The sequence below is a fragment of the Streptomyces sp. NPDC002467 genome, assembly GCF_042889825.1.
Taxonomy (GTDB): domain Bacteria; phylum Actinomycetota; class Actinomycetes; order Streptomycetales; family Streptomycetaceae; genus Streptomyces.
Genome location: NZ_JBIARJ010000006.1, coordinates 138,334 through 157,356, shown reverse-complemented (window position 1 = coordinate 157,356; position 19,023 = coordinate 138,334). Strand labels below are relative to the sequence as shown.

Below are 19,023 nucleotides of genomic sequence, written 5' to 3'. Positions count from 1 at the left end.
GCTTTCGGGGTCAGCCGGGGAGCAGGCCCACGAACGCGTCGCGCAGGGCCGGGCGGCGGGCGCTCACGAACCGGTGCAGGTTCCGCGAGGCGAAGGCCACGCGCTGCGCGCTGCGGCGCCGCTCGGCGTCGTAGGCGCGCAGCGCCCCCGCCAGTCCCGTCCGTCCGTGCCCGGCCACCGCGCGGGTCAGGGCCTCCGCGTCGAGCAGGGCGGTGCAGGCGCCCTGGCCGAGGTTGGGCGTCATGGCGTGGGCGGCGTCGCCGACGAGGGCGACCCGGCCGACGGCGGTGAAGGCGGGGAGCGCGGGGTACAGGTGGCGCATCTCGTACCGGATCCACGTCGCGGGGTCGGTATCGGCGAGGACGCGCGGGACGGGATCGTGCCAACCGGCGAAGGCGTCGCGCAGCTCCTCGGCGGTGGTGGCCTCGGGGACGGCGGCGTACCAGTTGGTGCGGCCGGGCTCGACGGGGGTCATGCCGAAGAAGCGGCCCGCGCCCCAGGTCTCGCCGTACACGCCCGTCTCGAATCCGGCGATGCCGATCCAGGCGACCGTTCCGATGCTGCGCGGAGCGCTGGCGCGGCCGAAGTACGCGGTGCGGACGGCGCTGTTGATGCCGTCCGCGCCGACGAACAGGTCGACGCCGGGCGGCACCTCGACCGGTTCGGCGAGCGCCTGCCCGTAGGCGATCCGCGCGCCGCCGAGCCGGTCGAACTCGGCGACCAGGGCGTCGATCAGGTACGGACGGGCGATGAGGAGCTCGGGCCTGCCCGCCTTCCGCTCGATCCGTTCGAGCGGAAGGGCGGCGAGGACCGTGCCGTCGGGCCGCCGGATCCGCGCGTCGCGGTACGGGACCGCGCGGGCCCGCAGCGCGTCGCCGAGGCCGAGGCGGTCGAGGGCGGCCTGCGCGCCGGGGTGGATGCCGAAGGCGGTTCCGTAGCGTTCGAGTGCCGCGCGCCGCTCCAGGACGGCGACCTCCCAGCCGGCCCTGCGCAGTCCGATGGCGGTGGCGAGTCCGCCGACTCCGGCGCCGACGACGAGGGCCGTACCGCGGTTGGCGCTCATGCTGTCTCCCCTCAGCGAGTACCCGAATACCACCACAGCCGTGGTACTACATCTGTGGTACCACGGCTGTGGTTATGCTGACAAGGTGAACCAGGGGAACCAGGGCCGACGGGACCGGCTGCGGGACGCGGCCGTCGCCGTACTGGCCGAGTCGGGCGGGCGCGGCCTCACGCACCGGGCCGTCGACGCCGCCGCCGACGTGCCGACGGGCACGGCCAAGAACTACTTCCCGACCCGCGACGCGCTGTTGCGTGCCGTGGCCGAGCGCTGCCTGGAGCAGTACCTGGCCCTGACCGCCGGACCCCCGCCCGGCGACGCCGAAGAGCTGGCGGTCCTGCTCGCGGGGCTGCTCCGCAACGTGGCGGGGCCCGGGCGTCCGCGGATGGTCGCCTACATGGAACTCCAGACCGAGTCCACGCGGCGGCCCTGGCTGGCGGCCCTGCTGGACCCGATCGGCGCCTCGGACTTCACGGCCCACGCCCATCTGCTGCGCGCGGCCGGCCTGCCCTCCGGACCGCGGACGGCCCGCGCCCTGACCCTCGCCCTGCACGGCGCGATCCCCCACCTCCTGGCGGGCGCGCCCGGCGCGCTGACGGCGGCCGGCCTGGACGACCTGGACCGCTTCACGCGCGAACTGCTGGCCGCCGTGTGCGCGGGGGAAAGCCCCTGACCACTACCGGGGCTCCGCCCCGCACCCCGCGCCTCAAACGCCGGCGGGGCTGGATTTGGCTGCTGCCTCACGTCAGACGCGGCTGGTTCGCCCGGCGTTTGAGCCGCGGGTTGTCAGCCCGTCCGGCGTTTGAGGACCGGGGTCCGCGGCGGAGCCCCGGGGAACGGTGGAAGGGCGGGTAGGGGACCGGCCCCGCGCAGCGGCACCCCTGGCCCGGGCGGCACCGGGGGCCGTCGGGGGCGGGCGCGCGCCGGGACACCTCCTCGGGCGTCGAACGGGAAGCGGCAGCGGACATGCAAGACGTGGTGCGTTCGACGCCCTGCGGGGGCGCCCCACCGCACACCCGACCCCGACGGCGCGGGGGTGTCACGGGGCTCAGCAATCAACGGTGGCCACTTCGCGCCGAAGCTCCAGCCGCCGCCCCGCAAACGCCCCCCGCACCCGCCGGTCGTGGGTCACCACGACCAGGGTCCCCCCGAAATCGGCAAGGGCCGCCTCCAGTTCCTCCACCACCGCCGGCGCCAAGTGGTTCGTGGGCTCGTCGAGCAGCAGCAGGTCCAGCGGCCGCGCCACCAGCCCCGCCAGCTCGACCTTGCGGCGCTGCCCGGACGAGAGGGTGTGCAGCGGCCGGCCCAGGTCCTCGCGGGCGAGCAGGCCGTGTGCGGCGGCCTGTTCGGCGGCTTCCTCGCCGAACACCTGGACCACGGAGCGCGGTTCCTGCGCCCAGGGGTCGTCCTGTCGGAGCAGCCCCACCCGCGCCGGCGTGCGTACGAGACCCCACGCGGGCTCCAACTCCCCCGCCAGCAGGTGCAACAGGGTCGACTTGCCGGCCCCGTTGGGCCCGGTGACCAGGAGCCGCTCCCCCGGGACGAGCGTCAGCGACACCGGTCCGAGCCGCCCCGGCACGCCCGCGCCGGCCAGCTCCACCACCCCGGCGGAGCCCTCGGCGAACCGGCCGGTGAAGGCGAGCGGTCGCGGGGGCGGCGGAACCGGGTTCTCCGTCAACCGGTGCAGTCGTTCGCGGGCGGCCCGGATCCGGCTCGCGGCGCCGTGGCCGCGGGACCGGGCGCGGAACGCGCCGGCTCCGCTGAAGCCGCGGGGCAGCTTGCGCGGGATCGCCGCGAACCGGCCGATGTTGGCGTCGGCGAGCCTCTCGGCGCTCCGGACCTCCTCGCACCACTCGTCGTACTCCCGCTGCCCGCGGGCCCGTTCGGCGGCGCGGGCGGTCAGGAACCCTTCGTAGCCGTTGCCGTAGCGGCTGACCGTCCGACGGCCCTGGTCCACCTCCAGGATCGCGGTCGTGACGCGGTCGAGGAAGACCCGGTCGTGCGTGACGGCGATGACGGTGCCGCGGTGGCCGCGCAGCCGCTCCTCCAGCCAGCCGACCGCCTCGTCGTCGAGGTCGTTGGTCGGCTCGTCGAGCAGCAGGAGCTCCGGCTCGGAGGCGAGGGCGGCCGCGAGCGCGAGGCGGGATCGCCGACCGCCCGACAGGGTGCCGAGCCGGCGGTCCGGGTCGAGCCCGGCGCGTTCGCCGAGGTGGCGCAGGGTGGTCGCGACGCGTCGTTCGGCGTCGCGGCCGCCGCGCGCCTCATGGGCGTCGAGGAGCGCCGCGTACGAGGCGAGCTCCTCGGGACCGGCGAGGTGCAGTACGGATTCCGCGGCCCGGATCCGCCGCTCCAGCGCGCGCAGGTCGGCGAGCGCGAGGTCGACGGCGTCGCCTACGCGGGCGGACGGCGGGAGGTCGAGGGTCTGCGCGAGGTGGCCGATGCCGCCGGGCACGGTGACGGTGACCTCCCCCCGGTCGGGCCGCTCCCGTCCGGCGAGGAGCCGGAGCAGGGTGGATTTGCCGGAGCCGTTGTCACCGACGACACCGACCCGCTCGCCGGGCCGGACCGTGACGCTGACGCGGTCCAGGACGACGTGGGTGTCGTAGCTCTTGGTGACCTCGGACAGGACGATCTGGGTCGAGGCGAGTGGAGCACGCAAGGGCGATCCCTTTCCCTAATTACGAGACGAACCGTACCGTCTCGTTATGCGGGTAAAGGTAGACGCCTTGGCGACATCACGCAAGACGTTTCGTCTCGCCGATGGGTGGGGGCCGGGGCTACCCGACGGGTGCGCGGTGACCCGCGAGCAGCCGGCCTTCGGCGTACGCGAGCGCGGCGGCGGGGAGGTTCTCCTCTCGCCCGCTGCGCAGGACGGTCAGTCCGCCCGTGCGGGGCAGCTCGGGCGCCGGCCCGACCCCGAGACGGCGCAGCGCCTGCAGGGCGACGGGCTCGGCGGAGCCGTGGAAGACGTACCCGGCTCCCCGCGTCCGCTCGTCGAGGGCGGCCCGGATCGGGGCCTCGACCAGCTCGTAGTGCGTGCAGCCGAGCACCACGTCGGTGACGTCGGGCGGGGTCAGCGCGGTCGCGGCGGCGACGGCGGCCGCCACGGCCTCGTCGTCCGCCGCCTCGACGGCGTCGGCGAGACCGGGGCAGGGCACCTCGGTGACCCTGGCCCCGGCGGCGAAGTCGCGGATCAGCCCGCGCTGGTAGGGGCTGCCGGTGGTGGCGGGGGTGGCCCAGATGGCCACGCGGCCGCCGGCCGCGGCGGCGGGCTTGATCGCCGGCACGGTTCCGATGACGGGGATGCCGGGCTCCAGCTCGGCCCGCACGGCGTCCAGGGCGTGCACGGTGGCGGTGTTGCAGGCCACGATCAGCGCGTCCGGACGGTGCGCGGCGGCGGCCCGGGCCACGGCGAGCGCCCGCCCGGTGAGGTCGGCCGGGGTACGCGGCCCCCAGGGCATCCCGTCGGGGTCGGAGGACAGGACGAGATCCGCGTCCGGCCGCAGCCGCCGCATCGCCGCGGCCGCCGCGATGAGGCCGATTCCGGAGTCCATGAGGGCGATCTTCACCCCGCCACCTTAATCCCTGCGGGGCGCGGCGGTACGGGGGCCACTGCGGCGGGGCCGGTTCCCGGCGGGACTCGGCGGCGTACGGATCGCTTCGGCGCAGCCGCGTCCTTGTGCGGCTCGGCGGTACGGGGCCACTGCGGCGGGGCCGGTTCCCGGCGGGACTCGGCGGCGTACGGATCGCTTCGGCGCAGCCGGGTCCTTGTGCGGCTCGGCGGTACGGGGCCACTGCGGCGGGGCCGGTTCCCGGCGGGGCTCGGCGGCGTACGGATCGCTTCGGCGCAGCCGCGTCCCTGCGGAGTCGGGGGTTCAGGGGGGTTCGCTTCGGTGGATCCATGGCCGGAGGGTCGGTTCCGCGGGGCCGCGCCGGGGTGTCTCCTCGTCCTCGCGCCCGAGGGCACCGCTTCGACGGCCGAGGGTGGTGGCGCGCTCGTCCCGCGGGGACACCCCGGCCCGTCCCCACTCCCCTCAACCGGCCGAGCATCCGTGCGGGACACCGCCCATCCCCCGGCCTGACGAAGCCCGCCGCGCGCCCCGTCGAAGCCGACCTCGCGCCCCCTGAGGGAAGTGCCCGTGGGGCGGGGACACGGCGGAGTGTCCCCGCAGGGCGAGCGCGCAACCACCCTTGACCGTCGAAGCGGTGCCCTCGGGCGCGAGGACGAGGAGACACTCCGCCGGGGCACCGCCCCACCCGACCGGCCCCGCACGGGGGGGAACCGCCTCAGGACACCACCGGAGGGAGACCGCACCCCGGCCGGGCACACTCCCGTCGCGGGGCACCGCCGAAGGCACGGGCACCGCCGAAGGCACGGGCACCGCCGAAGGCACGGGCACCGCCGAAGGCACGGGCACCGGCAAAGGCACAGAGCACCACCCCGCCCCCGCAACGCCCGGCCAGGGCATCGGCTCAGCGCCGCGCGGGCTCGGGCGCCGCAGGGTTCCGCCACGTGCGGCGGTAGCCCTCGCGGAGGGGGCCGCCCACCAGGTCCAGGACTTCCCCGGCCGCCACGAGCAACGCCGCCGGATCCCCGGACTCGCACAGGTGGAGGTGCGCGTCCACCAGCGCACCCCCGCGCCGCGCGTCCGCCGCCCGCAAGCGCCTCGGCAGCCACTTGCCGCCGCCGGTCCACGCCCGGTGGTGGTCCAGGAGCAGTTCGGCGGCGCCCCCGAGGACGACCGACGCCACCGCGATCCGCTCCGCCCGGTCACCCGCGTCGCCGAGGTCGTCCAGCGCGTCCGTCAGCGCGTACCGCTTGCTCTCGACCGTCTCCGGATCCAGCCCCGGCGGCCCCTCCCGGAGGTCGGCCTCGGCCAGCGCGCGGGCCTGCCCCGCCCCGCCGTCCACGTCCACGAGGACGCGCCCCGCGGTGTACATGTTCTGCATCACCCCGTGCCGCGTGGCGATGTCCGCCGCGAAGAGCTCGCCGAGTCCGGTGCGGGTGTGGACGAAGAGTTCCACCAGCCGCCCCTCGTACCGGATCGTCTCCCGGTACGTCTCGCCGCCGTCGGCCACCAGCACGGCGATGTCCAGGTCACTGGTGGCGGTGACGCGCCCGGCCGCCGTCGATCCGGCGAGGATCACGGAGAGCGCGTCCGGGAAGAGCTCACCGGCAAGCCGCCGCGCCTGCTCCACAGGGTCTGTATCCATCCGGTCAGGGTGGCAGACCAAGTGATCAAGAACGACCCGGTTTCCCACCGCCACCGCCGCCACCCCGGCGCGTCCAGGTCCACGACACGCCCCGCAGGGCCCGGCACACTGCCGACATGGGCCCCCTCACCGCCGCCGACGCCGCCACCGGCGCGGCCTTCGCCTCCCTCGCCGCCTGGCTCTGGCTCACGCTCGCCCAGGGCATGTTCTGGCGTACCGACGTCCGGCTCCCGGAACCCCACACCGCCCCCGCCCGCTGGCCGTCCGTGGCGATCGTCGTGCCCGCCCGGGACGAGGCCGAGGTGCTCCCCCGCAGCCTGCCGTCGCTGATCGCCCAGGACTATCCCGGCGAGGCCGAGGTGGTGCTGGTGGACGACGGCAGTACGGACGGCACGGCCGCCCTCGCGCTGGAGCTGGCACGCGAGCAGCCGGGGCTGCCGCTCACGGTCGTCTCCCCCGGCGAGCCCGCCCCCGGCTGGACGGGCAAGCTCTGGGCGCTGCGCCACGGCATCGCGCACGCCCGCACCGCGCATCCCGCCGAGCCGGACTTCCTCCTCCTCACCGACGCGGACATCGCGCACGAGCCCGACAGCCTCCGCGAGCTGGTCGCCGCCGCGACCTCCGCCGACCTCGACCTCGTCTCCCAGATGGCCCGGCTGCGCGTGGTGGGCTTCTGGGAGCGGCTCGTCGTACCGGCCTTCGTGTACTTCTTCGCGCAGCTCTACCCGTTCCGCCGGGTCAACCGCCCGGGCGCCCGCACCGCGGCGGCGGCCGGCGGCTGCGTGCTGCTGCGCACCGGGGCCGCGGTGAAGGCCGGGGTGCCCGATTCCATCCGGCAGGCCGTCATCGACGACGTGTCCCTCGCGCGCGCCGTCAAGCGGTCCGGCGGCCGGATCTGGCTCGGGCTCGCGGAGCGGGTCGACAGCGTGCGCCCGTATCCCGTGCTCGGCGACCTGTGGCGGATGGTCTCGCGCAGCGCGTACGCGCAACTCCGTCACCGGCCCCTCGTGCTGGCCGGCACCGTGGCGGGGCTGGTGCTCGTGTACCTCGTGCCGTCGGTCGCCCTGCTCGGCGGGCTCGCCACCGGGCACGCGGCGGTCGCCTGGGCCGGCGGTCTGGCCTGGCTGCTGATGGCGGGCACCTACCTGCCGATGCTCCGCTACCACCGCCTGCCGGTGGTGCTCGCGCCGCTGCTGCCGTTCACCGCGTTCCTGTACCTGCTGATGACGGTCGACTCGGCCGTCCAGCACTACCGGGGACGCGGAGCCGCCTGGAAGGGCCGTACCTATGCCCGCCCCAGCGATGCCTGAAACAGGGAAACACCTACGAACTGGGGCCAAAACCAACGTCATCCGAGGTCACCGACGCGTGACGCTCCGTCAACAGCAAATCGGTGCACCACACAACCGGTGAGGACGAGTGGGACAAGGCGGTGCGGACGTGGCGAATCGTGCACGTGAACGTCAAGTGAAAGGTGGGGCTCTGACCTGCGAATATGCAGGTCAGAGGGGGGTTGGTGACACCTCGCTATGGACCCGGTGAAGTCGTGGGCTTAACTTAGGTCCCATGACCTCCCCCCGCTCCACTTATGGCGGCGGTTACTACTCCGCGCCCTCTTTCCCGGACACCCCCATCTACGACTCCCTCGTCGCCGAACGCGGCACTCCGCAGATCGCTCCGATCCGCGTTCCGGCCGCCTACGACTCCCCGAGTTCCGGGTATTCGAGCGGCGGGTACCTCCCGGCCCTCGCCTCCGCGCTGCCCGCCCTGCCGGCCGCCCTCCCCCCGGCGACGCCCCAGCAGCAGGCCCCCGCGTACGGGTACCCGTACCCGCAGCAGGCCGCCGCGCAGCCGATGCCGCTGCAGAACGCGCCCGCGCCGTACATCCCGCAGCAGCAGCCGGTCGGCGCCCGCGCCGGGTTCGTGCCGCAGCCCCAGCTGCAGCCGCCGCGCCCGGTCTCCACGACCACCGGTTACGAGGCCATGCGTCCGGCCGCGCCGCGCCCGATGCAGGTTCCGGTTCAGGTGCCCGCACCGGTCCAGGGCGCCTCGTACGAGGACCCGTACGGCCGCCCGTACCAGGGGCGCGGCTACTGACCGATCCCGCGACAGTTGCATGGACAGCCGACGGGGCTGGCAGTATGCCCCCATGTCGAACTTGCGTGTCCATGCGCTCCACGTCCATCCCGTCAAATCAGTAGCGGGTACCGCCCCCGACGCGGTGGCCGTGGAGCCGTGGGGTCTGTCCGGGGACCGGCGGTGGGCGCTGGTCGACACCGAGGGCATGGTCATCACCCAACGCCAGCAGCCGCGGCTGGCGTTGGCGTCGGCCCGTCCGGTGGGCGACGGACGGATAGCCGTGTGCGCGCCGGGCATGGCGGAGCTGGTGGTGGAGGCGCCCGGACCGGGGCCGCTGGAGCCGGTCGTGCTGTTCGGGCAGAAGATCGAGACGGTGATCGCGGCCGACGCCGCGGCCGCCTGGTTCGGCGAGTACCTCGGGGTGCCGGTGCGGCTCGCGTACATGGACGATCCGGCCGTGCGCCGACCCGTGGACCCGGATTACGCGCTGCCGGGCGAGACCGTGAGCCTCGCCGACGCCTATCCGCTGCTGCTCACCACGCTAGCCTCGCTGGAGGCGCTCAACGCGCTGATCGCCCGGGGGGACCATCCCGAGGAGGGTCCGCTGCCGATGAACCGTTTCCGCCCCAATGTGGTGGTCGCCGGCGCGGAGGCGTGGGCGGAGGACGGCTGGCGGCGCCTGGCGATCGGCGACGCCGAGTTCCGCGGGGTCCGCGAATGCGGCCGGTGCGTCGTGACCACCACCGACCAGCGGACCGCGGAACGCGGCAAGGAGCCGCTGAAGACCCTCGCCAAGCACCGGCGGATCGGCAAGTCGCTGGCCTTCGGGCGGCAGCTGGTGCCGGTGCGGCTGGGGACCGTACGCGTCGGCGACGAGGTCCGCATCCTCGAATGACCCGCTCAGACCCCCCGGAATGACACCTTCGGGGGGAGCCTCGCCCCGACTGGAACCAACCGGCCCGACCACGCCGTTGGATCAGTCGAGACAGGTGGGCACCCGGTGACGGGATGGCACCGGATCGGGTGACCACATGTCTCGTGCGTCCCGGAATGCGCGTTACCGGGGGGTGCGGGAGGCTTGTACGCGCAGACAGGCGAAGCTCGCGGGGCAGGGGGAGCCAAACCGTGTGGACGGCAATGGGTGTGTGGCGCTGGCGGCGCAATCCGCTGCGGCGTCCGACCGATCTCTTCGAGGCGTGGGTGGCGTTCGCCGCGCTCGTGTGCCTCCTCGTCGTGGCTCCGGCCCTCGGCTGGGTCGCGGGCCTGAAGGTCGACGGGACCTTGCAGCGCGCCGCGCACGAACAGCAGCAGGAGCGGCACCTCGTGGCGGCGGTCGTGCTCCGGCCGGCCCCCGAGCCGGCCGCGGGCTCGTCGGCGGATCCGTCGGCGCAGCGCACGGCTCCGCACCGGACGCAGATCGTGGCCTCGTGGACGGCTCCCGACGGCACCAGCCACCAGGGCACCGTGCCTGCGGCGGAGGAACCGCCTCGGCCCGGCGACCGCTTCCGGATCTGGACGGACGGGCGCGGCCGCCTGGTGGGGCAGCCGCTCGATCCCTCCTCCGCCGCGTTGCACGCGGGAGTGGCGGGGCTGGCGATCGCGATCGGTTCGGCCGCGCTGGTGGAGACGGTGCGCCGGCTGGTCGTACGCAGGCTCATGCATCGGCGGTACATACGTCTGGACCGCGCCTGGGCGGCCGCCGGTCCGGATTGGGGCCGGGCGGGCGCCGGCAGTTGACCTGGCCACCCAGCGGCGCCGCGCGCGCTACGGTGGGGCGGCCGGACCGGATCGATCGGATCGGCATCGGCGAGTACGAGGGCGGGGGCACGACAGCACCATGGCTCAGGGCACGGTCCAGGTGACGCACGGCGGGACTTCGCGGTGGCGGCGCCGCTCCGGCGAGTATCCGACGCTGGCCGCCGCGCTCGCCGTCGCGGGCGACGGGGACGTGTTGACGGTCTCGCCCGGCACCTACCGGGAGAACCTGGTGCTGGAGCACGCGGTGACCCTGCGCGGGCCCGAGGGCGGGCTGGGGTCGGTGCGGATCGCCCCGCTCGACGGGGTCGCCCTGACCGTGCGCGCCTCGGCCGTGGTGCAGGACCTGCACCTGGAGGGCCAGGACCGGGCGACGCCCGCGCTGCTGGTCGAGGACGGCTCGCCCGAGCTCACCGATCTGCGGGTCAGCACCCACTCGGCGTCCGGCATCGAGGTGCGCGGTTCCGGCGCCCGGCCCCTGGTGCGGCGGTGCACGGTGGAGAATCCGACCGGCGTCGGGATCGCCGTACTGGACGGCGGCGGCGGGGTGTTCGAGGAGTGCGAGGTCGTGGCCGCGGGGCAGGCCGGCGTCTCGGTGCGCGACGGCGGCCGACCCCGGCTGGAGCGCTGCCGGATCCACCACGCCACGGGCGCGGGCATCGGCATCACCGGCGAGGGTTCGGGCCTGGACGCGCTGGGCTGCGAGGTGTACGAGATCAAGGGCGCCGGGGTGCAGATCGCCGCGCGGGCCTCGGCCCGGCTCACCGACTGCTCGGTGCACCGCACCTCCGCCGACGGGGTCACCCTCGACACCGACGCCGTGCTCACGCTGGCGGGCTGCGACATCCACGACATCCCGGAGAACGCGGTCGATCTGCGGTCCCGTTCGGTGCTCACCCTCAGCCGCACCACGGTCCGCCGGTTCGGCCGCAACGGCCTGTCGGTGTGGGATCCGGGGACCAGGGTCGATGCCGAGGCCTGCGAGATCCACGACAGCACGGGCGACTACCCGGCGGTGTGGATCAGCGACGGGGCCACCGCCTCCCTCGCCTCCTGCCGGGTGCACGACGTGCCGGACGCGCTGTTCGTGCTGGACCGGGGCTCGCGCGTGGACGTGGTCGACAGTGATCTCTCGCAGGTGCGCAACACCGCCGTCTCGGTGAGCGACGGGGCCGTCGCCGAGCTGGACGACTGCCGGATCCGCGAGGCCGGGACGGGCGCCTGGTTCCGCGACCACGGCAGCGGCGGCACCCTCGCCAACTGCACCTTCGACTCCGTGCAGACCGGCGTGATCGTCACCAAGGGTGCCGACCCCGCCCTGGAGCGGTGCACGGTCACCTCCAGCGCCGAGGCGGGGTTCTACGTGTCGGCGGGTGGGCGGGGCACGTTCACTGCCTGCCGGGTGGAGGGCAGTTCCGGCTTCGGTTTCCACGTCATCGACGGCTGCCGCACCACGCTGACCCGCTGCCACACCGAGCGGTGCGCGCGCGGGGGTTACGAGTTCGCGGAGGACGGGCCGTCCGTCGAGGACTGCACCAGCGACGAGTCGGGGACCAGGCGGGCTGCCCAGTCGGGCTCCGTCGGCGCGTTCGCCGGGGAGCGTGCGGGGATCCGTACGGTCACGGCGGCGCGCGTCGACGTACCGGCGTCGGCGCGGGTGCCCGTACCGCGCCCGGCGCACGAGCCGGACGACGGGCCCGGGGCGGCCCCTCGGGGTTCGGGCGAGACCCTCGGGCAACTCGACGCGCTGGTGGGCCTGGACAGCGTCAAGCGCGAGGTGCGCGCGCTCACCGACATGATCGAGGTGGGCCGGCGGCGTCAGCAGGCGGGCCTCAAGGCCGCCTCCGTGCGCAGGCACCTGGTCTTCACCGGCTCCCCCGGCACCGGAAAGACCACGGTGGCCCGGCTCTACGGGGAGATCCTCGCCTCCCTGGGGGTGTTGGAGCGCGGCCATCTCGTAGAGGTGTCCCGGGTGGACCTGGTGGGCGAGCACATCGGCTCCACCGCGATCCGTACGCAGGAGGCCTTCGACCGGGCGCGCGGCGGGGTGCTGTTCATCGACGAGGCGTACGCGCTGGCCCCGGAGGACTCGGGCCGGGACTTCGGGCGCGAGGCGATCGACACCCTGGTCAAGCTGATGGAGGACCACCGGGACGCGGTGGTGGTGATCGTCGCCGGGTACACGGCGGAGATGGACCGCTTCCTGGCCGTGAACCCGGGCGTCGCCTCACGGTTCTCACGGACCATCACCTTCGGCGACTACGGGCCGGACGAGCTGCTGCGGATCGTGGAGCAGCAGGCGGAGGAGCACGAGTACCGGCTCGGCGAGGGCACGTCCGAGGCGCTGCTGACGTACTTCACGGAGCTGCCCAAGGGCCCGGCGTTCGGCAACGGCCGCACCGCGCGCCAGACCTTCGAGTCGATGGTGGAGCGGCACGCGGGGCGGGTGGCGCAGCTGTCCGAGCCGAGTACGGACGAGCTCACCCTGCTGTTCCCGGCGGATCTGCCCGCCCTGCCCGCTCCTTGCTGAGCCCCGGCCCCTGGGCCGGTACGGCCCCGGCCACCGCCGGGCGGGGCTCCCCGGCACGCGCGGCTTCGTCGGCCCGCGCGGCCTCGTCGAGCCGGGCGAGCAGCGCGGCGCGTTCGGCGGCGAAGGCCGGGTCGGCCTGGTAGTCGGAGTGGCCGAGGATCGGCGCGGGAAGCGGGTACCGGGCGCTGCGGCCGTAGGCGACCGGGTCGGCGAGCGGGCCGCGGTCCACGCCCTGGCCCGCTCCGGGGAGCGCGGGTCCGCCGATGGGGTCGGTGGCCCGCCACAGGTTGCGCCAGCAGTCGAGGTCGCCGTGCAGCGCGGTGAGCGGCCCCGGGCCGAAGTAGGCGGGGAACCAGCGGCCGTAGAGCCGGGCGAGCGGGGATCCGTAGGTGAGCAGGGCCACCCGGCGCCGGACGTGCGGGGGCAGTTGCCAGACGGCCGCCGCGGCGAGGACGCTGCCCTGGGAGTGGCCGGAGATGACCAGCCGTCCGCCGGTGCGGTCCGTCCAGCCGGTCATCCGCCAGGTCAGGTCGGGCACCGCGCGCTCGGCGTAGCAGGGCGGGGCGAAGGGGTGGGCGGCGCGCGGCCAGAAGGTGCCGACGTCCCACAGGATCCCTATGGTGCGGCGGGCCGACGGGTCCCGGTAGGCGCGCCGGCCCCAGGCCACGAAGAGGACGAAGCCGAAGCCGATGAGCCAGGACCCGGCGTCCTGCGCGGTGCGGGCGGCGGTCTCCAGCAGCGGGCCGGTGCCGCGCGCCGCCTCGTAGGGGACCCGGCCGCCGATCCACGCCCCGGCGAGGGCTCCGGCACCGAGCAGCAGGGTGATCCCGGAGACGGCCCCGACGAACCAGGGCGCGGAGTCGGTGAGCGCGGCGGCGGCCCGCGCCCCCGCGATGCGGCGGCTGCGGGGCCCGTCCGGTGTCTCCCCGGGGTATTCGGCGGCGATGCCGGCGGCCAGGCCGCGCCGCTCGCGGACGCCGCGCACCGTGAACCAGGCGGCGAGCAGGGCCAGTACGAGCAACAGCGGCGGCAAGACGGCGGCCTGCCAGGTCAGCAGCACGGGCGGCCCCGGCAGCGGGGCGCCGGGTGTTCCGGGGACGGCGCCGCCGTCCAGCCAGTCGGCGACGCGCTGGGCGACGCCGCCCGACATCACCCCGCCGAGAGCGCAGCCGAGCATGCCGACGGCGGGCCCGCCGAGGCCGCCCAGGGCGGTGGTCGGATCGGGGGCCCGGCGGTGCAGGTACCGGGCGACGGCGGCGAGCGCGAGCACGCAGCAGCCCTGCCCCAGCATCAGCACCCCGAAGGCGAGGTCTCCGGGGAGCCGTCCGGCGGACGTCCAGCCCGGGCGTGCCCAGCAGGCGTGCACGAGGACGGCGACCAGCAGTGCGAGGGCCGCCCCGGGCAGCAGGGTGACCGCGGCCCGGTCGAGATGGTGGTCGGCCCGGTCCTCGGTGCGGCCGCGCCGGCAGACGACCCAGGCCACGGCCGCGGCCGCGACGGCGAGCAGCCCCTGGGTGGCCCAGCCGACCGATTCCAGTACGGGTGCGCCGGCCGGCCCGCGGTCGTGGCGGGCCGTGGGCACGGAGACGGCCACCGCCACGGTGAGCAGCCCGGCGGCGGTGTGCGCGGCGCGCAGGCGGGCCACGAGTCGGCGCCCGTACCAGAATCCGGGCCGGCCGAGCGCGGGTACCGCGTCCGAGGCGGTGTCCGGATCGGCCGAACCGACGGGCGGCGGCTGGGACTCGTAGGCGCTCCAGGTGCGGTTCGACAGGTACCAGAGCAGCCCGGTCAGGGCGGCCGGGACCAGCGCCGCGAGCGCGAGGCGGCGGCCGGGTTCGGCCCACCAACCGCCTCCGGGGGCGAGGAAGCTCAGCGAGGAGAAGCGGGAGCCCGCGCAGGAGCCGGCGCCCGCGCACTGCCAGGCGAACAGGTCGAGCGCGACCTCGCAGGCGGCCGCGATCAGCAGCACGGTCAGGCTGAGCGCGAGGATCCGTACGAGGACCCCGTACGTCCGCACGGCGCGCGGCGAGGTGCCGGCGGGGCGGGCCCAGTGCGCGAGGTTGGCCACCATGAAGGGCAGGAGCAGCAGCCACAGCGCGCGGGCGCCGTTGCCGGAGGTGAGCCGGGACCAGCAGTAGGCCTCGGGGACGGGCCGCCCGGCGTACCGCTCGGGGTGCGCCTCGGCGTCGGCGTCCTCGGTGCGGCGGAACACGGCGGCGGTGGAGTCCCCGGTGACCCGCACGGTACGCGGGTCACCGAGCAGCTCGCCGGGTGACGCGCCGGCCACGCCGTGCACGAGGAGCTCCAACGCGAGCACGGCCGGGGCCGGGGCCGGGCCGTCGGCCCGGCGGTCGTCGCGGCGCATGTCCCGGCGCTCGACGCGGGGCTCGTCGCGGCCGAGGGGTGGCGGTGGAAGGGGCGTGTCCGGCACGGCGGGCCTCCGCTTTCGGGGAACACCAGCATCCCGCCGGGCGGGGCGCCTCGCCGGCACCTCGGCCACATGTACGCCTTGAGTGTGCGGACTTCTTCGCGGGGTGCGGCTATGGTGTCGCCGCGCACGACAGTGATCTCACCCCAGGGGGTACCGCCATGGCTCGCCGACTCCGCCCGGTGGGGCTGGACTTCATCGAGGACGCACCGGTCCGGCTGGTCTTCGCAGCTCAGGTCTCCGCCGCGCCCGAGGACGTGTACCGGGCCCTCGCCGAGGAAGTGGAGGGCTGGCCACGCTGGTTCAAGGCGGTGACGCTCGCCCGCCCCACGCACGGCGGCGCGGGCCGCGAGATCAAGCTGATGGGCGGTGTCCGCTTCGGCGAGACGATCATGGCGGCGGATCCCGAGCGGCGTTACGCGTACCGGGTGGACACGACCAACGCCCCGGGCCTCCAGGCCCTGTTGGAGGAGTGGCGGTTGACTCCCCACGGGACCGGCACGCATGTCCGCTGGACCTTCGCCGCGGACGGACCCGCCGCCTTCCGCTTCGCCCTCACCCTCGCCCGCCCGGGACTGGGCCACTCGTTCCGCCAGGCGGTCAGCGCTCTGGACGCCCGCCTGGCCGCCCGGCGCGCGGCGGGTCAGTAGCCGGGGCGTCCGGTCCCCCGTACCCGCCGGCCGGTTCAGGCGGCGGGCTCGCGCCAGGTGCCCGTCGTCAGGAGCGTGTCGATGGTCTTCGCGTACGGGGCCAGGTCGAGGCCCTGTTCCGCCAGCCACTGGTCGGAGTAGTACTTGTCCAGGTAGCGGTCGCCCGAGTCGCAGAGCAGGGTGACCACGCTGCCCGTGCGGCCCTCGGCCACCATCTCCGAGACGATCTTCAGGGCGCTCCACAGGCCGGTGCCGGTGGAGCCGCCCGCCTTGCGGCCGATCGCCTGCTCCAGCGCACGGCAGGCGGCGACGCTCGCCGCGTCCGGGACCTTCATCATCCGGTCGACGGCGCCCGGCACGAAGCTCGGCTCCATGCGGGGCCGCCCGATGCCCTCGATGCGCGAGCCGCAGTCGCTGGTCGCGTGCGGGTCGTTGTTCGTCCAGCCGTCGAAGAAACAGGAGTTCTCCGGGTCCGGGACGCAGATCCGGGTGTCGTACTGCATGTAGTGCACGTAGCGCGCGACGGTCGCGGAGGTGCCGCCGGTGCCGGCGGTCGCGACGATCCAGGCCGGTTCGGGGAAGCGCTCCAGGCGCAGCTGCTGATAAATCGATTCTGCGATGTTGTTGTTGCCGCGCCAGTCGGTCGCCCGCTCCGCGTACGTGAACTGGTCCATGTAATGGCCGCCCGTACGGGCCGCGAGCTCGGCGGACTCCTCGTACATCTTCATCGAGTCGTCCACGAAGTGGCATTCGCCGCCGTGGAATTCGATGAGGCGGCACTTCTCCGGGCTGGTGGTCCGAGGCATGACCGCGATGAACGGGACGCCGATGAGCTTGGCGAAGTACGCCTCGGAGACCGCGGTCGAGCCCGAGGAGGCCTCGATGACCGGACGACCGGGGCGGACCCAGCCGTTGCAGAGGGCGTAGAGGAACAGCGAGCGCGCGAGGCGGTGCTTGAGCGAGCCCGTGGGGTGCGTCGACTCGTCCTTGAGGTAGAGGTCGATGCCCCACGCCTCGGGCAGCGGGAAGCGCAGCAGATGCGTGTCCGCGGAACGGTTGGCGTCCGCCTGGACCTTGCGAACGGCTTCCTTCAGCCACGCACGGTACTCGGCGTCGCTGTGGTCCACGTCGGCGGTGGTGGCGGTGGTGACGGTGGCGCCGCTCGTGGCGGTCTTGGCGGCTGCGCCGGTTGTGCCGGTGGTGCTCATGCGCCGTGCTCCTTCGTGCCCGTGTTTCATGCCCTGTGCTTTCGCAATGTACCTCCCTCACCTGCGCAAACAGTCGCTTTGGGTTTCCATGCGGATCGCTTTAGGACGCGTTCGGTTGCACTGTGGCGCACCGTGGGTGACCCTGGTGGAGCATTACCGAGGGTGCAGCACCCGTAACACTCATGTCGGGGAGTCGCAGCCGTGATCAGTCATTCCCGCAGGCACTGCGTCGTCGAACTGCAGGCCTTGCCGTCGCGGATCGGCCAAATCCGCAGGATCGTCTCCGCGCAGCTGCGCCACTGGCAGCTCGACCCGCTCATAGACCGGGCTGCGCTCGGCGTGACGGAACTGCTCAGCAACGTCCATCGCCACGCGCAGCCGGACAAGACCTGCACGGTGGAGATCGAACTGCGCCTCGGGCGCCTCACGGTCTCCGTCATCGACAGCGATCCGCGGCTCCCGGTGCTCCGCGAAACGTATCCGCCGGCGGAAACGCATCCGCTGATGCCGCAGCCACTGGAGTCGTTGGAGACCTGCGGACGCGGGCTCGCGCTCGTGGCGGCGCTCAGCGAGGCCTGGGGGGTGCGGGAGCGGCCGGACGCACCGGGCAAGACGGTGTGGTTCTCCCTGCGGGTGGCGCCCGTACCGCAGGCTCCGGCGCAGCCGAGGCGGATCAAGACCACGCCCGTACGAGAGCCCGCGCGAGCGGTGTCCCTCGCCGGGGACCCCGGGGCCGTACCGACGGCGCTGCCGGTGGCGGCCTCGGTCTCGGTCGGCACCGGGCCCGGCTGACGCCTCCGGACACACCGCTGCCGGCCCTAGGCCAACGCGCCCAGTGGGTCGTCGAGCACCGGCTGCCACGCCAGTTCCGCCGCGCCGACCAGGCTGTTGTGGTCGAGGGTGCACGGCAGGATCGGCACTCCCCCGCTGCGGCCCCACAGGCTGCGGTCGGCGACCACCGCGCGCAGCCGGTCCGGGTCGGCGTGGAGCAGTTCGCGGTGCAGGCCGCCGAGGATGATGCGGTCCGGGTTCAGGATGTTGACCAGGCCCGCGAGGCCGAGGCCGAGGCGGTCGATCAGTTCCTCGGTGGCCGCCCGTACCCCCGCCTCGCCGGGCTCGTCGCGCAGCAGGTCACGGGCCTGCTGGAGCAGCGACACCTCCGGGCCGGGGGTGCGCCCCGCCGCGGTGAGGAAGGCCAGCGGGTCGGCCTCCACGTCCAGGCAGCCGCGGCTGCCGCAGTGGCAGGCCCGCCCCTCCGGGTTCACGGTGAGGTGGCCGACCTCCAGGGCCAGGCCCGAACTCCCGCTGTGCAGGCGCCCGTCCAGTACCAGGGCCCCGCCGACCCCGCGGTGCCCGGTGGCCACGCACAGCAGGTGCTGCGCGCTGCGACCCGCACCGTGCCGGTGCTCGGCCAGGGCGGCGAGGTTGACGTCGTTGCCGGTCAGCGCGGGACCGTCGATGCCGGCCGCCTTCACGCACCGCGCGAACACGGACCGTACGGGTGAGCCGGGCGGCCAGGCCAGGTGCAGCGGGTTCAGCGCGGTGCCCTCGGGCTCGGCGACGGCCGAGGGGACCGCGAGGCCGGCGCCGATGCAGCGGCGGCCGCTCTCCTCCAGCAGCCGCGCGCCCGCGTCGACCACCGCGCCGAGCACCTGCGCCGGGTCGGCGGAGACGGTGATCTTGCCGGGTGCGGTGGCGACGATCCGGCCGCCGAGGCCGACCAGGGCCGCGCGGAAGCCGTCCGGGTGCACCTGGGCGGCGAGCGCGACGGGCCCGTCGTCCGCGACCGCCAACCGGTGCGAGGGGCGGCCCTGGGTGCCGCCGCCGCCCGCGCCGCCGGGCCGGGAGTCGACGCGGATCAGCCCGAGCGCCTCCAGTTCCGCGGCGACGGCCCCGGCGGTGGCCCGGGTGACCCCGAGCTCGGCGGTCAGGACGGCACGCGTGGGGGCACGGCCGGTGTGGACCAGCTCCAGCGCCGGGCCCAGTGCCCCGCGGCCGCGCTCCAGCTTGGTCCGTGCGGACGTGGACACCGTGGTCACATCCCCCACCCGCGGCGGGGCCCCGTTGCCGTTCATGGCAACGATCCTCGCATGATCGGA

15 protein-coding genes are annotated in these 19,023 nt (G+C 74.8%); 8 read left to right on the top strand and 7 right to left on the bottom strand.

Annotated elements, in window-relative coordinates; genetic code table 11:
* Positions 1-10 precede the first annotated feature (10 nt).
* Positions 11-1,063, bottom strand: a complete 1,053-nt coding sequence (locus ACFYYJ_RS15075; protein ID WP_389132355.1) for an FAD-dependent oxidoreductase — start codon at positions 1,061-1,063, stop codon at positions 11-13.
* Between the two features lie 85 nt (positions 1,064-1,148).
* Between ACFYYJ_RS15075 and ACFYYJ_RS15070 the strand changes: the two genes are divergently transcribed.
* On the top strand, positions 1,149-1,733 hold the full coding sequence (locus ACFYYJ_RS15070) for a TetR/AcrR family transcriptional regulator (protein ID WP_385133465.1): 585 nt from the start codon (positions 1,149-1,151) through the stop codon (positions 1,731-1,733).
* A gap of 375 nt (positions 1,734-2,108) precedes the next feature.
* Here ACFYYJ_RS15070 and ACFYYJ_RS15065 read toward each other — a convergent pair whose 3' ends face one another.
* From ACFYYJ_RS15065 to ACFYYJ_RS15055, 3 genes are all read right to left on the bottom strand, one after another.
* Complete coding sequence (locus ACFYYJ_RS15065) at positions 2,109-3,719, bottom strand: ABC-F family ATP-binding cassette domain-containing protein (RefSeq protein ID WP_389132352.1); 1,611 nt, start codon at positions 3,717-3,719, stop codon at positions 2,109-2,111.
* 118 nt (positions 3,720-3,837) lie between these two features.
* Entirely contained in the window at positions 3,838-4,629 is a 792-nt protein-coding gene (locus ACFYYJ_RS15060) for a glutamate racemase (RefSeq protein ID WP_389132350.1), read from the bottom strand.
* Between the two features lie 904 nt (positions 4,630-5,533).
* On the bottom strand, positions 5,534-6,274 hold the full coding sequence (locus ACFYYJ_RS15055; protein ID WP_389132348.1) for a nucleotidyltransferase domain-containing protein: 741 nt from the start codon (positions 6,272-6,274) through the stop codon (positions 5,534-5,536).
* Between the two features lie 116 nt (positions 6,275-6,390).
* Between ACFYYJ_RS15055 and ACFYYJ_RS15050 the strand changes: the two genes are divergently transcribed.
* The 5 genes from ACFYYJ_RS15050 (at position 6,391) to ACFYYJ_RS15030 (ending at position 12,638) form a co-directional block, all read left to right on the top strand.
* Positions 6,391-7,584, top strand: a complete 1,194-nt coding sequence (locus ACFYYJ_RS15050; RefSeq protein WP_389132346.1) for a glycosyltransferase — start codon at positions 6,391-6,393, stop codon at positions 7,582-7,584.
* Between the two features lie 256 nt (positions 7,585-7,840).
* Positions 7,841-8,371 (top strand): DUF6643 family protein, encoded by a 531-nt coding sequence (locus ACFYYJ_RS15045; RefSeq protein WP_385131347.1) that lies wholly within the window; start codon positions 7,841-7,843, stop codon positions 8,369-8,371.
* Positions 8,372-8,423: 52 nt separating this feature from the next.
* Positions 8,424-9,248, top strand: a complete 825-nt coding sequence (locus ACFYYJ_RS15040; RefSeq protein WP_385363268.1) for an MOSC domain-containing protein — start codon at positions 8,424-8,426, stop codon at positions 9,246-9,248.
* A gap of 230 nt (positions 9,249-9,478) precedes the next feature.
* Positions 9,479-10,090, top strand: coding sequence for a hypothetical protein (locus tag ACFYYJ_RS15035; RefSeq protein WP_385131342.1), 612 nt, complete (start codon positions 9,479-9,481; stop codon positions 10,088-10,090).
* Between the two features lie 100 nt (positions 10,091-10,190).
* Complete coding sequence (locus ACFYYJ_RS15030) at positions 10,191-12,638, top strand: right-handed parallel beta-helix repeat-containing protein (RefSeq protein WP_389132341.1); 2,448 nt, start codon at positions 10,191-10,193, stop codon at positions 12,636-12,638.
* On the opposite strand, the gene ACFYYJ_RS15025 is transcribed toward ACFYYJ_RS15030, so the two are convergent.
* The gene (locus ACFYYJ_RS15025) at positions 12,589-15,003 is read right to left on the bottom strand and encodes a hypothetical protein (protein WP_389132768.1); all 2,415 of its coding nucleotides are present in this window, start codon (positions 15,001-15,003) and stop codon (positions 12,589-12,591) included. The genes ACFYYJ_RS15030 and ACFYYJ_RS15025 overlap by 50 nt on opposite strands.
* Before the next feature lie 224 nt (positions 15,004-15,227).
* Between ACFYYJ_RS15025 and ACFYYJ_RS15020 the strand changes: the two genes are divergently transcribed.
* Positions 15,228-15,716, top strand: coding sequence for an SRPBCC family protein (locus tag ACFYYJ_RS15020; protein ID WP_385363266.1), 489 nt, complete (start codon positions 15,228-15,230; stop codon positions 15,714-15,716).
* A 35-nt stretch (positions 15,717-15,751) separates the two neighbouring features.
* On the opposite strand, the gene ACFYYJ_RS15015 is transcribed toward ACFYYJ_RS15020, so the two are convergent.
* Positions 15,752-16,924 (bottom strand): PLP-dependent cysteine synthase family protein, encoded by a 1,173-nt coding sequence (locus tag ACFYYJ_RS15015; protein WP_389132337.1) that lies wholly within the window; start codon positions 16,922-16,924, stop codon positions 15,752-15,754.
* 201 nt (positions 16,925-17,125) lie between these two features.
* On the opposite strand from ACFYYJ_RS15015, the gene ACFYYJ_RS15010 reads away from it, so the two are divergent.
* On the top strand, positions 17,126-17,716 hold the full coding sequence (locus tag ACFYYJ_RS15010) for an ATP-binding protein (protein ID WP_389132334.1): 591 nt from the start codon (positions 17,126-17,128) through the stop codon (positions 17,714-17,716).
* A 26-nt stretch (positions 17,717-17,742) separates the two neighbouring features.
* On the opposite strand, the gene ACFYYJ_RS15005 is transcribed toward ACFYYJ_RS15010, so the two are convergent.
* The gene (locus ACFYYJ_RS15005; RefSeq protein WP_385131330.1) at positions 17,743-18,999 is read right to left on the bottom strand and encodes an ROK family protein; all 1,257 of its coding nucleotides are present in this window, start codon (positions 18,997-18,999) and stop codon (positions 17,743-17,745) included.
* Positions 19,000-19,023 lie beyond the last annotated feature (24 nt).

Bases quoted from the DNA above. Each gene is read 5' to 3' on its own strand.
- ACFYYJ_RS15025 (WP_389132768.1), bottom strand. From the start codon at position 15,003: ATGCGCCGCGACGACCGCCGGGCCGACGGCCCGGCCCCGGCCCCGGCC.
- ACFYYJ_RS15055 (WP_389132348.1), bottom strand. From the start codon at position 6,274: ATGGATACAGACCCTGTGGAGCAGGCGCGGCGGCTTGCCGGTGAGCTC.
- ACFYYJ_RS15015 (WP_389132337.1), bottom strand. From the start codon at position 16,924: ATGAGCACCACCGGCACAACCGGCGCAGCCGCCAAGACCGCCACGAGC.
- ACFYYJ_RS15030 (WP_389132341.1), top strand. From the start codon at position 10,191: ATGGCTCAGGGCACGGTCCAGGTGACGCACGGCGGGACTTCGCGGTGG.
- ACFYYJ_RS15050 (WP_389132346.1), top strand. From the start codon at position 6,391: ATGGGCCCCCTCACCGCCGCCGACGCCGCCACCGGCGCGGCCTTCGCC.
- ACFYYJ_RS15045 (WP_385131347.1), top strand. From the start codon at position 7,841: ATGACCTCCCCCCGCTCCACTTATGGCGGCGGTTACTACTCCGCGCCC.
- ACFYYJ_RS15020 (WP_385363266.1), top strand. From the start codon at position 15,228: ATGGCTCGCCGACTCCGCCCGGTGGGGCTGGACTTCATCGAGGACGCA.
- ACFYYJ_RS15075 (WP_389132355.1), bottom strand. From the start codon at position 1,063: ATGAGCGCCAACCGCGGTACGGCCCTCGTCGTCGGCGCCGGAGTCGGC.
- ACFYYJ_RS15040 (WP_385363268.1), top strand. From the start codon at position 8,424: ATGTCGAACTTGCGTGTCCATGCGCTCCACGTCCATCCCGTCAAATCA.
- ACFYYJ_RS15005 (WP_385131330.1), bottom strand. From the start codon at position 18,999: ATGAACGGCAACGGGGCCCCGCCGCGGGTGGGGGATGTGACCACGGTG.